Origin of the sequence: Streptomyces sp. NBC_01017 (assembly GCF_045162795.1) — a bacterium.
GTDB classification, from domain to species: Bacteria; Actinomycetota; Actinomycetes; order Streptomycetales; family Streptomycetaceae; genus Streptomyces; species Streptomyces machairae.
On sequence record NZ_CP108683.1, the window covers coordinates 8,162,308 to 8,174,804 of the forward strand.

14 protein-coding genes are annotated in these 12,497 nt (G+C 71.7%); 6 read left to right on the forward strand and 8 right to left on the reverse strand.

What is annotated here, in order from left to right; all coding sequences use genetic code 11:
* The first annotated feature begins 52 nt into the window (after positions 1–52).
* Genes OG331_RS37475 through amaP form a run of 4 tightly spaced genes read left to right on the forward strand, consistent with a single transcriptional unit; the run spans position 53 to position 1,879 of the window.
* Complete coding sequence (locus OG331_RS37475) at positions 53–238, forward strand: hypothetical protein (RefSeq protein ID WP_062709653.1); 186 nt, start codon at positions 53–55, stop codon at positions 236–238.
* A complete protein-coding gene (locus tag OG331_RS37480) occupies positions 235–618 on the forward strand; it encodes an Asp23/Gls24 family envelope stress response protein (RefSeq protein WP_406204904.1) in 384 nt (127 codons plus the stop codon). Before OG331_RS37475 ends, OG331_RS37480 begins: the two co-directional genes overlap by 4 nt.
* Positions 615–1,295, forward strand: a complete 681-nt coding sequence (locus OG331_RS37485) for a DUF6286 domain-containing protein (RefSeq protein WP_406204907.1) — start codon at positions 615–617, stop codon at positions 1,293–1,295. Before OG331_RS37480 ends, OG331_RS37485 begins: the two co-directional genes overlap by 4 nt.
* On the forward strand, positions 1,292–1,879 hold the full coding sequence (gene amaP, locus OG331_RS37490) for an alkaline shock response membrane anchor protein AmaP (RefSeq protein WP_406204910.1): 588 nt from the start codon (positions 1,292–1,294) through the stop codon (positions 1,877–1,879). Before OG331_RS37485 ends, amaP begins: the two co-directional genes overlap by 4 nt.
* Here amaP and OG331_RS37495 read toward each other — a convergent pair.
* Genes OG331_RS37495 through OG331_RS37515 form a run of 5 tightly spaced genes read right to left on the reverse strand, consistent with a single transcriptional unit; the run spans position 1,876 to position 6,895 of the window.
* A complete protein-coding gene (locus OG331_RS37495) occupies positions 1,876–2,631 on the reverse strand; it encodes an SDR family oxidoreductase (RefSeq protein ID WP_406204912.1) in 756 nt (251 codons plus the stop codon). The genes amaP and OG331_RS37495 overlap by 4 nt on opposite strands.
* 5 nt (positions 2,632–2,636) lie before the next feature.
* On the reverse strand, positions 2,637–4,424 hold the full coding sequence (locus OG331_RS37500) for a glycoside hydrolase family 15 protein (RefSeq protein ID WP_406204915.1): 1,788 nt from the start codon (positions 4,422–4,424) through the stop codon (positions 2,637–2,639).
* Positions 4,425–4,458: 34 nt separating this feature from the next.
* Positions 4,459–4,770 (reverse strand): hypothetical protein, encoded by a 312-nt coding sequence (locus tag OG331_RS37505; RefSeq protein ID WP_406204918.1) that lies wholly within the window; start codon positions 4,768–4,770, stop codon positions 4,459–4,461.
* A complete protein-coding gene (locus OG331_RS37510; RefSeq protein WP_406204921.1) occupies positions 4,767–5,360 on the reverse strand; it encodes a SigE family RNA polymerase sigma factor in 594 nt (197 codons plus the stop codon). Before OG331_RS37510 ends, OG331_RS37505 begins: the two co-directional genes overlap by 4 nt.
* Positions 5,357–6,895 (reverse strand): sodium:solute symporter, encoded by a 1,539-nt coding sequence (locus OG331_RS37515; protein WP_406204924.1) that lies wholly within the window; start codon positions 6,893–6,895, stop codon positions 5,357–5,359. The genes OG331_RS37510 and OG331_RS37515 overlap by 4 nt, the downstream gene beginning before the upstream one ends.
* A 171-nt stretch (positions 6,896–7,066) precedes the next feature.
* On the opposite strand from OG331_RS37515, the gene OG331_RS37520 reads away from it, so the two are divergent.
* Positions 7,067–9,220, forward strand: a complete 2,154-nt coding sequence (locus OG331_RS37520) for a carbon starvation CstA family protein (protein WP_406204926.1) — start codon at positions 7,067–7,069, stop codon at positions 9,218–9,220.
* 158 nt (positions 9,221–9,378) lie between these two features.
* Here the strand turns inward: OG331_RS37520 and OG331_RS37525 are convergent, their stop codons facing one another.
* From OG331_RS37525 to OG331_RS37535, 3 genes are all read right to left on the reverse strand, one after another.
* Positions 9,379–10,170 carry an SURF1 family protein gene (locus OG331_RS37525; protein ID WP_406204929.1) on the reverse strand — a complete coding sequence of 264 codons (792 nt, stop codon included), beginning with the start codon at positions 10,168–10,170 and terminating at the stop codon, positions 9,379–9,381.
* A 49-nt stretch (positions 10,171–10,219) separates the two neighbouring features.
* Entirely contained in the window at positions 10,220–10,453 is a 234-nt protein-coding gene (locus OG331_RS37530; protein WP_406204932.1) for a hypothetical protein, read from the reverse strand.
* Between the two features lie 79 nt (positions 10,454–10,532).
* Positions 10,533–11,567, reverse strand: a complete 1,035-nt coding sequence (locus OG331_RS37535) for a DEDDh family exonuclease (RefSeq protein WP_406204935.1) — start codon at positions 11,565–11,567, stop codon at positions 10,533–10,535.
* Between the two features lie 218 nt (positions 11,568–11,785).
* Here OG331_RS37535 and OG331_RS37540 point away from each other — a divergent pair, with 218 nt between their 5' ends.
* Positions 11,786–12,496 (forward strand): VIT family protein, encoded by a 711-nt coding sequence (locus tag OG331_RS37540; RefSeq protein WP_406204938.1) that lies wholly within the window; start codon positions 11,786–11,788, stop codon positions 12,494–12,496.
* Position 12,497 lies beyond the last annotated feature (1 nt).

A 12,497-nucleotide genomic window follows, 5' to 3' on the forward strand; every position in this document is an offset into this window, starting at 1 on the left:
CGACCCGACAACGCAGTGGCCGGGGAGCGGCTGAGGAGCTGAGGAGCGCAGCATGAGCATGGCCGTGGTCGGCATGATCGCCGGCATGGCACTGGGCTTCGCCGGGTACTTCGGCGGATTCGGCGCCTTCCTGCTGGTGGCGGCGTTGGGCGCCGTCGGCTTCGTCGTCGGGCGGTTCCTGGAGGGGGAGTACGAGCTCGGTGACTTCTTCCGGCGTCGTGATGAACGGCGGCGGTGACGACCGTGAGTGCGGGGGCCGGTGAGCTCGGCGCACCCCTCCCCGCCGTACCTGCGGGCGAGCGCGGGGCGACCCGGATCGCCGACCGGGTCGTGGCGAAGGTCGCCTCACAGGCCGCGCGCGAGGCCGTGGGGGAGCTCGCCAAGGACGCCGCCCGGCCGCATGCCAACGTCGTCGTGCACCATGAGACCGTGCGGGTCCTCGTCCACCTGGAGCTCGACTACCCCACGGATATCGGCTCCCGGTGCGCGACCGTGCGTCGGCACGTCGTCGAGCGGGTAGGCGCGTTGGTGGGCATGGAGGTGCCGGAGGTCGCCGTGCATGTGGAGCGGCTGCACCCGGCGCCCCGACCGGGCGCGGCACAGGGGAGGACGCGATGAGCGAGTCCCAGGGTTCCGAGGGCACCACACAGAGACTGCCGGTCATCGAGAAGGAGGCCGCAGCCGCCACCCTCGACCAGTCGGCGTCGGCGGCGGCCTACGACGCCCCGCCCCCGGTCGACGAGAAGGGCCGCGGTGAACGCCGTTTCTGGTCGGCGCGTCGGATCCCGGCCGCGATCACGGCGCTTGTGCTGCTGTTCGTCGCGGGCATGTTCCTCTACGACATCGTGTCCGTGCGCGCCGACCGGCCCGCCATGCGCTGGCGCAGGGGACTGGCCCAGCAACTCGCCGAGCGCCCCCTCGACGACATCTGGGTGCTCGTCGGCGCAGGCGTCGCCGCCGTGCTCGGCCTCTGGCTGCTCGTCCTTGCCACCACGCCGGGCCTGCGGTCCGTACTGCCGATGCGGCGCACCCACCCCGACGTCCGCGCCGGACTCCACCGCGACCTCGCCGCCCTGGTCCTGCGCGACCGGGCCATGGAAATCTCCGGGGTCCAGTCGGTACGGGTACGGGTGCGCAGGTCCCGGGCCGACGTCCGCGCCATGTCGCACTTCCGAGAACTGGACGACGTACGCGCCGACCTGGACGCCACGCTCGCCGACGCGATCAGGGGCCTCGGACTGGCCCGCCCGCCGTCGCTGAAGGTGCATGTGCGGCGGCCCGGACGGAAGGGGTGAGGGCCGTGCTCAGGGTGGTCAACCGGGTGCTGATCGGGCTCGTCGGGCTCGTGCTGCTCGTGATCGGCGGGTCCGTACTCGCCGTCGGGCTCGGGCTGGATCCCCCGTCCTGGTGGATCCACGACAGCAAGCACGACGTCCTGCTCAGCGACGCCGAACGCACGCGCTGGCGGGACGACGGCTGGTGGTGGCCTGTGGTGATCGCCGTGCTGGCCGTCCTGGTGCTGCTCGCCCTGTGGTGGCTGACCTCGGTCCTGCGCCGGCACCGCCTCGCCGAGGTCCTGGTCGACACCGGCGACGGCGAGGGCGCCCTGCTGCGGGGCCGGGCCCTGGAGAGCGTCCTCGCGAGCGAGGCGACGGGTCTGGAGGGCGTCCAGCGGGCCCGCGTCCACCTGACGGGCAGGCGCCGCACCCCCGAGACCCTGGTGCGCCTCAGGCTGGAACCGCACGTGGATCCCGGGACCGCCCTGAACGAGCTCACCACACAGGCGCTGGGCCACGCCCGTAATTCGGCGGGCCTCGCGTCACTGCCGGCGGAGGTCCGTCTGCGGGGCGGCAAGCACGGTGCGGAAAGGGTGAGTTAGAACCCGTGCCGCATTCCGCCGTCCACCGGCAGCATGATGCCCGTCAGATAGGACGCGGCCGGAGACAGCAAGAAGGCCGCCGCACGCCCGAACTCGTCCGGGGTCCCGTACCGCCGCAACGGAATCCGCGATTCGTTGGCGGCCCGCGTTGCCTCCGGGTCGGCCGACAGGCCGTCCAGCTCGCGTACGCGGTCCGTGTCGATCCGTGACGGCAGCAGTCCCACGACCCGAATTCCCCGCGGCCCCAATTCGTTCGCAAGCGACTTGGCGAATCCGGCGAGCCCCGGCCGCAGCCCGTTCGAAATGGTCAGCCCCGGCAGCGGTTCGTGCACCGACGCGGACAGCACGAACCCGATGACGCCGCCCTCGTGAAGTTCCTCCGCCGCCGTCCTGGCCAGCCGCACAGCCCCGAGGAACACCGACTCGAAGGCGGCCTGCCACTGCTCGTCCGTGTTGTCCGCGACGAACCCGGCCGGCGGCCCGCCCACGCTGATGAGGACGCCGTCGAACCCGCCGAAGGCATCCCGCGCGGCAGCGATCAGACGTGCCGCGGCATCCGCTTCGGCGTTGTCGACGGCGACCCCGACGGCGTTCGGCCCCAGCTCGGCCGCCGCGGCGGCGACCCGCTCCTTGTCCCTGCCGGTCACGACGACCTTCGCCCCGTCGGCCACCAGCTCACGCGCCGCCGCGTTGCCCAGCCCGCGCGTGGCCCCCGTGACGACGTACACCCGGTCCTTCAGTCCAAGATCCATGGTTCCTATCCTGCCCCGTCGCCCCCGAACAGGGCGAGGGCGGTGTTCACCAGGCCGATGTGGCTGAAGGCCTGCGGGAAGTTGCCGAGCTGGCGGCCGGCCACGGGGTCGTACTCCTCGGCCAGCAGACCCACGTCGTTGGTGAGCCCGACGAGCCGGTCGAACAGCTCGCGTGCCTCCTGCCTACGACCCGTCATGTGCAGCGCCTCCGCCAGCCAGAAGGAGCAGGCCAGGAAGGTGCCCTCGCCGCCGGGCAGCCCGTCGACGGCGGTCCCGTCGGTGCTGTAGCGGCGCAGGAAGCCCTGATGGCTGAGCTCGGCGCGGATCGCGTCGATGGTGCCGACGACGCGCGGGTCGTCGGGCGGCAGGAAGCCCACGCGCGGGATCAGCAGCAGAGCGGCGTCGAGTTCGGGGGAGCCGTAGGACTGTGTGAAGGTGTTCCGCTCGGCGTCGTAGCCCTTCTCGCACACCTCGCGGTGCACCTCGTCGCGCAACTCGCGCCAGCCGTCGAGGTCACCGTCCAGCTTCGGGTTCTTCTCCAGGCTGCGCACCGCCCGGTCCGCGGCCACCCACACCATCACCTTCGAGTGCACGAAGTGCCGGCGGCCGCCGCGCACCTCCCACAGCCCCTCGTCGGGCTGCCGCCACGCCGTGCGCAGCCAGTCGACGAGGGCGGCCTGAATCGCCCAGATGTGCGGCTTGGTCGACAGTCCCGCCTCCCGGGCCAGCGCCAGCGTGTCCATCACCTCGCCGTACACGTCCAACTGGAGCTGGTTCACGGCCTGATTGCCGACGCGTACGGGGGTGGAGCCGGCGAACCCGGACAGCCACGGCACCTCGAACTCGGGCAGCCGCCGCTCGCCCGCCAGGCCGTACATGATCTGCAGGTCGGCCGGGTCGCCGGCGACCGCGCGCAGCAGCCAGTCGCGCCAGGCCTCCGCCTCCTCCCGGTAGCCCGCCGACAGGCCGACGTTCAGGGTGAGGGTGGAGTCGCGCAGCCAGCAGTGGCGGTAGTCCCAGTTGCGGACGCCGCCGATCTCCTCGGGGAGCGAGGTGGTGGGGGCGGCGACGATGCCGCCGGTCGGCCGGTAGGTGAGGGCCTTGAGGGTGATCAGGGAGCGCACGACGGCGTCGCGGTACGGCCCGTCATAACGGCAGTGCCCCACCCACTTCCGCCAGTCCCGGACGCTGGTGCGCAAGGCCTCGTACGGGTCGACGAGCGGCGGGCGCGGCTCGTGGGAGGGGTGCCAGGTGAGGACGAACGCGACCTTCTCGCCCTTCTCGACCGTGAATTCCGAGTGCGTACCGAAGTTCCTGCCCCAGGTGCGCACCTCGGGTTCGCTGCGCAGCCATGCCGAGTCCGGGCCGGCGACGGCCACCCGGTGCCCGTCGGACTCGCGCACCCAGGGGACGACCGAGCCGTAGTCGAAGCGCAGCCGCAGGGTGCTGCGCACGGTGACGCGGCCGCTGAGGCCCTCCACGATGCGTACGAGGTCGGGCGCCCGGTCGCGTTGCGGCATCAGGTCCGTGACGCGGACCTTGCCCTCGTCGGTCTCCCACTCGGTGTCCAGCACCAGGGTGTCCCGGCGGTAGGCGCGCCGGGTGCAGGGGCCCTTGGCGTGCTTGGGGGCGATGCGCCAGTGGCCGTTGTCCTTGTCGCCGAGGAGCTTGGCGAAGCAGGCCCCCGAGTCGAAGCGGGGCAGGCACAGCCAGTCGACGGAACCGTCCCTGCCTACCAGGGCGGCCGTCTGCTCGTCGCCGATGAGGGCGTAGTCCTCGATTCGCTGGGGCACGCAAGTGCGGGTTCCCCAAGGGCCGATGGGCCAATCAGGGGTGGGGCCGCGGGAGTGATCCGGCTGCCGGGGAGCCGGTGCCGGAGAAGATCACGCCCGGATCGGCCGGGGCCCGGTTGAGCACCCACAGCCCGATCAGGATGGCCAGGGCGAACACGACCGCGATCAGGACGGCGAGGACGAGCCGCCGCCTGCGTTCCCGGCGCAGCCACTCGCCGCGCGCGGTGCGATAGGCGTCGGGCGCCGCCTGCACCCCGCCGGCGAGGGCGGAGAGCGCCTCGCGCAGCTCCTGCTCCGTGCGGTCCGGACCGGTGCCGCGCGACGGAGTCGCATCTCGATGCGTCATCGCCGGGTCTCCATCGCCTGGGTCAGAGCGGCGAGGCCGCGTGCCGTATGGGTCTTGACGGATCCGCAGGAGATACCCATCGCGGAGGCGATCTCGCTCTCTTTCAGTCCGAGCCAGTGCCGCAGCACCAGCGCCTCGCGCTGCCGGGCCGGGAGCTGCTGGAGCGCGTCGATCAGCACCCGCTGGTCGTCCCGCAGGAGCGCGGTGCTCTCGGCGGAGGCGATGACCTCCTCGACAGGCTTCTCGACATGCCGGCGGGCCACTTGCAGGTGCCGTATCCGCATCCGCGTCAGATTGCACACGGTGGAGCGCAGATACGCCTCCGCCGCCTCGGTGTCCCGCAGCCGCCGCCACTTCCGGTAGATCTGGTAGTAGGCCTCCGCGACCACGTTCTCCGGATCGTCGGCCCCGAGCAGCACGGCCAGGCGCAGCATCGAGGAGTAGTGCAGCTCGAACAGGCGGGCCAGACCGGCCTCGCGCTCCAGGTCCGCCGGGTCGCTCACCGCGGGGGTCAGGGGCAGGGCCGGCACGACGGCGCCGCCACCTTGCGGAGGCAGCTTTCCGTGCAGCGCGTCTCGATGCTGTCTCACGGGGTGTTCGCTCCCGTCTCGGGGCGCCGCCTGAGGCTCAGGCGCGACGGCAGGTCGGTCAGATCGGCGCCGCGCGGGACACCGAGGCGGCTCAGCACCGCGGTTGCGGCCACGGCGACCGCCAGATTGAGGCCCAGCGCGGCGAGCCCGGCGTAGATCTCCGGCCCGGTACCTAGGTGCACGACCGACGAGAACCCCTCCCGTACGACCATGAAGGTCCCGGCCACCATGCCCACGCCCCACCCGGCGAGCAGCGCCCGCGGATGCAGCCGCCGGGTGAACAGCCCGACCGCGACGGCCGGGAAGATCTGCAGGATCCAGACCCCGCCGAGGAGCTGGAGATTGATGGCGTCCTGGTCGCGCAGCCCGAACACGAACGCCACCGCGCCCACCTTCGCGGTGAGCGACACCGCCTTGGCGATGCGCACCTGCCGCTTGGGCGTGGCCGTCGGATGGACGTACTCGACGTACACATTGCGTACGAAGCTCGTGGCGGCGGCGATCGACATCACCGCCGCCGGCACCAGCGCCCCCACGGTGATCGCCCCGAACACCAGCCCGGCCAGCGGGCCCGGCATCAGCCGGTCGACCAGCATCGGTACGGCCGCCTCGGCGCCGCCGGCCGGGGCGCGCACGCCCGTCGCGAGGGCCGCGATGCCGAGGAAGCCGAACAGGGCGAGCAGCCCCGTCCAGGCGGGCAGTGCCACGGACACCTTGCGCAGCGTCCGAGGGCCGTCGGCGGCGAAACCGGCGGTGAGGACGTGCGGGTACATCAGCAGGGCGAGCGCGGAGCCGAGGGCGAGGGTGGCGTACGCGGGCTGCTGCTCGGGGGTGAGGAGCAGCGCCGGGCCGCCGAGGCGCTCGGCCGCACCGTCGAAGACGGCACCCGGGCCGCTGAGCCGGTCGAGGACCAGCCAGGTCACCGCGGTCAGCGAGACGAAGACGGCGACGGCCTTCAGCGCGGAGATGACGGTCGGCGCACGCAGCCCGTGCCGATAAGTGGCGACGGCCAGCGCTGCGAACAGCGCCACCATCACCAGATCACCGGCGGCACCCCGCGGATACACGCCCCCGGCCGTCAGCACCGCCCTTATGCCGAGCAGTTGCAGTGCGAGATACGGCATCGTCGCGAGGATCCCGGTCAGCGCGACCACCAGGGCCAGCGCCGGTGACCCGTACCGGCCGCGCACGAAGTCGGCCGCGGTGACATAGCCGTGCCGACGGGCCACCGACCACAGGCGGCTCAGCAGCACGAAGGCCAGCGGGCAGACGATCACCGTGTACGGCACCGCGAAGAAGGCGGGCGCGCCGTTGCCGTACGCCAGGCCCGGGATGGCGGCGAAGGTGTACGCGGTGAAGATCGTGCCGCCCAGCAGCAGCCAGGTCCACACCGGGCCGAGGCTGCGGTCGGCCAGCGCCCAGCCCTCCAGGGACGGCAGCCGGTCGCTCGGGTGCAGGCGGCGCGCGGTGACGGCGAGCAGCGACGCCCCGCCGATCACGGCGAGGAACGTCGCGGTCATGGCGCCATCAGCCATGGGTCACCGTCCTTGGTGTGCCTGTGCCCTCGCGGGAGAGTTGCGCGAGGGCACGGAACGGATGACAGGGAACCGCCGGGAAATCTTCTGGAAATTCGCTGTCAACCATCTCCGGCGGGTGGGCAACTCTTGCACAGACTTTCTGTCCCGTCACTCGTCCCAGGAGCCGCCATGCCGAGCTCAGCCCTGCCCGAAAACGGCCCTCAGGTGCCGGAAAAGTCCCGAATAGTGCCGAGATCGATCCTGCTGTGGGCCACCGTCTCCCTCCTCGGCGCCGTCGCCTGGGGCGTCCTCGCGCTGGCCCGGGGCGAGGAGATCTCCGCGGTCTGGCTGGTGGTCGCCGCGCTCGGTTCGTACGCCATCGCCTACCGCTTCTACTCCCGCTGGATCGCCCGCCGCGTCCTGCGGCCGGACGACCGGCGGGCGACCCCCGCCGAACGCCTGGAGGACGGCGTCGACTTCCAGCCGACCGACCGCAGGGTGCTCCTCGGCCACCACTTCGCGGCGATCGCGGGCGCCGGCCCGCTGGTCGGTCCGGTGCTCGCGGCCCAGATGGGCTATCTGCCCGGCACGCTCTGGATCGTCGCCGGGGTGATCTTCGCCGGGGCGGTGCAGGACATGGTCGTGCTGTTCCTGTCGATGCGGCGGGACGGCAAGTCGCTGGGGCAGATGGCCCGCGAGGAGATCGGCCGGGTGGGCGGGGCGGCGGCCCTGGTCGCGGTGTTCGCCATCATGATCATCCTGCTGGGTGTGCTGGCCCTGGTCGTGGTCAACGCCCTCGCCCACTCGCCGTGGGGCACCTTCTCCGTGGCCATGACCATCCCGATCGCCCTGTTCATGGGCTTCTGGCTGCACCGCATCCGCCCGGGCCGGGTCGTCGAGACCAGCCTCATCGGCGTGGCACTGCTGCTGCTCGCGATCGTCGGCGGCAGCTGGATCCAGGAGTCCTCGCTGGCCGGCGCCTTCACCCTCAGCCCGACGACCCTCGTGCTGTGCCTGGTCGGCTACGGCTTCGTCGCCTCCGTACTCCCCGTCTGGATGCTGCTCGCGCCGCGCGACTACCTCTCCACCTTCATGAAGATCGGCACCATCGCGCTGCTCGCGGTCGGGGTCGTGGTCGCCGCGCCCGTGATGCGCGCGGAGGCCGTGAGCGACTTCGCCTCCACCGGCGCGGGACCGGTCTTCGCCGGTTCCCTCTTCCCGTTCCTGTTCATCACGATCGCGTGCGGCGCGCTCTCCGGCTTCCACGCACTGGTCGCCTCGGGGACGACGCCGAAGCTGATCCAGAAGGAGTCCCAGGTCCGGCTGATCGGCTACGGCGCGATGCTGATGGAGTCGTTCGTCGCGATCATGGCGCTGATCGCGGCGGCCACCCTGGAACCGGGCCTGTACTACGCGATGAACGCCCCCGCCGGCCTCCTCGGTACGACGGCCGAGTCGGCGTCCCAGGCCGTGGCGGGCCTCGGGTTCACCATCACCCCCGACCAGCTGACGCAGGCGGCCGTGGCGGTCGAGGAACAGACGCTGATCGCCCGCTCCGGCGGCGCCCCGACCCTCGCGGTCGGCATGTCGGAGATCTTCTCCGGAGTCTTCGGCGGTGCCGCGATGAAGGCCTTCTGGTACCACTTCGCGATCATGTTCGAGGCGCTGTTCATCCTGACCACGGTCGACGCCGGCACCCGCGTAGGGCGCTTCATGCTCCAGGACATGCTCGGCAACGTCTGGAAGCCGATCGGCCGGGTCAACTGGAAGCCCGGCATCTGGCTGTGCAGCGGCCTCGTCGTCGCGGCCTGGGGCTACTTCCTCTACACCGGCGCCACCGACCCGCTCGGCGGAATCAACCAGCTCTTCCCGCTCTTCGGCATCGCCAACCAGCTCCTCGCCGCCGTGGCACTGACGGTCTGCACCACGGTCCTGATCAAGTCCGGCCGGCTGCGCTGGGCCTGGGTGACGGGCCTCCCCCTCGCCTGGGTCGTCGCGATCACCTTCACCGCGGGCTGGCAGAAGGTCTTCTCCGACGACCCCAAGATCGGCTTCTTCGCCCAGCGCACCAAGTACGCCGACGGCATCGCCGCCGGCCAGGTCCTGCCCCCGGCCAAGACCCTCGACGACATGCACACCGTGGTCACCAACTCCACGGTCGACGGCGTACTGATCGCCCTGTTCCTGCTCCTCGTCGCGACAGTGATCGTCAACGCGACGGTGGTCTGCGTCCGAGCGATCCGTACGCCGGGGGCCTTGCCGACCACGGAGGCACCGTACGTGGAGTCCCGCCTCGACGTGCCCGAGCAGCCCGGTGAGCCACTGGTGGGGGCCCGGTCGTGAGGGCGGCGCGCTGGGCGAGGGCGGTGCGCTGGTACGTGAGGGAACTGACGGAGGCGATGAGCCGCCGGCACCGGGAGGACCACAGGCAGGGACGCTGCTGCTGAACGCGGGCCCTCAAGGGGATGGGGGCCTGCAATGCCCCCCATCAACGCCGGGTACTACACACCCACCGGCTCGGCCTCGGTCGGCTTCTCCGACTCCGCGGCCCGCCGTTCACGGGCCTCCCGACGAGCCAGCACCAGCCACCCGACGGGCACCCCGGCAGCAAACAGCCACCACTGCAGGGCATACGCGTAGTTCAGCGGAGCGTTCTCGTTGCCCGGCTTGCCGATCAGCTCCGGCTTATCCCCTGCCGGTTCGGGAGCCGTCTGTACGACGTACCCCCCGAGCACCGACGCGTCGAGACGCCGGGCCTCCTGCCCGCTGTTGATCAGCATGACCTGCCGGTCGGGAAGGCCCTTGAGGTTCTTGATCCCGCTCGCCTCGGTCGTCTCGTCGGGCATCAGCCGCCCGGTCATCGTGACACGGCCGCTCGGCGGCGCAGGCACCTTGGGGAAGGCCGTCTGGCTGGGCCCGTCCGCGGGGATCCAGCCGCGGTTGACCAGCAACACCTTGCCGTCCGTCAGGACGAAGGGCGTGAGGACGTGGAAGCCGACCTCTTCGTCGGAGTTGACGCGCCGCCTGACCACGACTTCCCGGTCGGTGTCGAAGTGGCCCTGCGCGGTCACCGTGCGGTACCGCTCCTTGGTGGAGACCGTGTGCCCCGGCGAGGTCAGCTTCTCCACGGGCAGCGGCTTCGAGCCCAGGGCGTCGGAGACCAACTGATTCCGGGCGCTGCGCTCCTCGTAGCGGTGCATCTGCCAGATGCCCAGCCTGATCATCGTGGGGATGAGCAGCAGGGCGACCAGCGTGAGGATCACCCACTGCCGGGACAACAGGAAGCGGTACACCCCACGACCGTACAACTCGGTCGTGGGGTGCGTTCAGGCGGGTACCGGGTCACACCTTGTCGACGATCCCCGCCTTTCCTTCCGCGCGGGCGCAGTGGGCGCCGCAGAACCATTGACCCTCGACCTCGACGCCCTGCCCGATGACCTGCACACGGCAGTGCTCACAGATGGGTGCCATGCGGTGGATCGCACAGGAGAAGCAGTCGAAGACGTGCACCGCGCCCTGCGCGTGCACCTCGAAGGTCATGCCGTAGTCGTTTCCGCACACTTCACATGTCGCCATGCGCCACAGGGTGAGCCGTCCCCGCCGCCCGGGCGAGACGGCTCCGGGCGAGTCGCGCGGCAATCACCCGTCCGTACGGTCACCGCTCCGACGCCGGTTCCACGTCCCGCAGGAGTTGTCCGAACGCCGCCTCGTCGATCACCGGCGTCCCGTACTGGCGGGCCTTGACGACCTTGGACGTGCCCGCGTCCGGGTCGTTCGTGACGAGGAGGCTGGTCAGCCGGGACAGGCTCGTCGACACATGCAGCCCGGCCTCGATCGCACGGTCCTCCAGCAGGTCGCGCTCGATGGACGTGTCTCCGGAGAAGGCGACCCGCATGCCCTGCTTGAGTCGTTTGCCGTCTTCGTAGCGACCTGGGTTGGGATAGGGGCAGGCGGGCCTCTTACGGGACGGCCGCCAACTGGTCGGCTGATAACTGCTGTAGCCGGTGTACCCGCTGGTGCCGCCGTTGCCGCCGTGAGAGCCCGCCTGCCGGCCGATCCGGGGGGCCGCAGCCGCGGTGTCCCGCCACTCGGTCAGCGGCAGGCACTCCTGCAGCGGCAGCCGCACACTGCCCGCCGCGGCGGCCCGCAGGCTCGGCCGGAACGCCTCCGCCAGCACGCGCGCGTCGTCCAGCGCATGGTGCGCTCGCTGCTGCACGACGCCGAAGTGCGCGGCCAGCGACTGCAGCTTGTGGTTGGGCAGCGGCAGGCCCAGCTCCTTCGACAGCGCGATGGTGCACAGCCGCTGCCGCACCGGTGCCCGGCGCTCCGCGCGCGCGTACTCCCGCGCGATCATCTGCCAGTCGAAGACGGCGTTGTGCGCGACGAGGACCCGGCCGTCCAGCCGGGCCGAGAACTCCTCGGCGATGTCCGTGAAGAGGGGAGCACCCTCCAGCGCCTCGCTCGTCAGACCGTGGATCCAGACCGGGCCCGGGTCGCGCTCCGGGTTGACCAGCGTGTACCAGTGGTCCTCGACCTCGCCGCGCGCGTCCAGCCGGTACACGGCCGCGGAGATTATCCGGTCGTCCCGGGCCAGGCCGGTGGTCTCCACGTCAACGACCGCGTATCCCTGGGGGTACGCGGTCGGCCATGCTGTGGGGGAGGGCGCTGCGGTCGCAGGGTCTTCGAGCATGGTCACTGAGGATACGGGCCGGGACTGACACTCCTGCCCGTCAGGTGCCTTGCCCCGCCTGCCCGTTCGAGCGTCGCGAACGTCAGCGCGTCAACCGGTCGGTGCCGGCGCGGTGTTGCGGACCCCGAGCAGCGGTGGCGGTCGCGGGTGCCGGGCCAGGCGCCGGTCCGGGAGCGTCGGTACGTTCCCGATGTCCGCCACGGTGCGATCCTCCGCATATGACCGAACCAACGCATGACGAGGCCCACGGCGGCGCGCTGGGCACGCGGCTGAACTGGTTGCGGGCGGCGGTTCTCGGAGCGAACGACGGCATCGTCTCGACCGCGGGGCTCGTCGTCGGCGTGGCCGGCGCCACCGACGAGCGTGCGGCCCTGCTCACGGCCGGGCTCTCCGGGCTGCTCGCCGGGTCGATGTCGATGGCGGCGGGGGAGTACGTCTCGGTCTCCACCCAGCGCGACTCGGAGAAGGCGGCGCTGGCCCTGGAGAAGAGGGAGTTGCGGGAGCAGCCCGAGGCGGAGCTGGCGGAACTGGCGGAACTGCTGGAACGGCGCGGGCTGTCCCGGGAGGTGGCCGTGGAGGCGGCGGTCCAGCTGACGGAACGGGACGCGCTGAAGGCACACGCGCGCGTGGAGCTCGGCATCGACCCGGACCGGCTGACCAACCCGTGGCACGCGGCGTGGGCGAGCTTTCTGGCGTTCACGGCCGGGGCCCTGCTGCCGCTGCTGGCGATGGTGCTGCCGCCGGCGGACTGGCGCCTCGCGGTCACCGTCGCCTCCGTCCTGGCCGCCCTCGCCCTGACCGGCTGGAGCAGCGCCCGCCTGGGCGCCGCCGCCCCGCCCCGCGCGGTACTGCGCAACATGGCGGGCGGGGCGCTGGCCATGGGGGTCACCTACCTGGCCGGGACGCTGCTGGACGTGGCGGGGGTGTAGC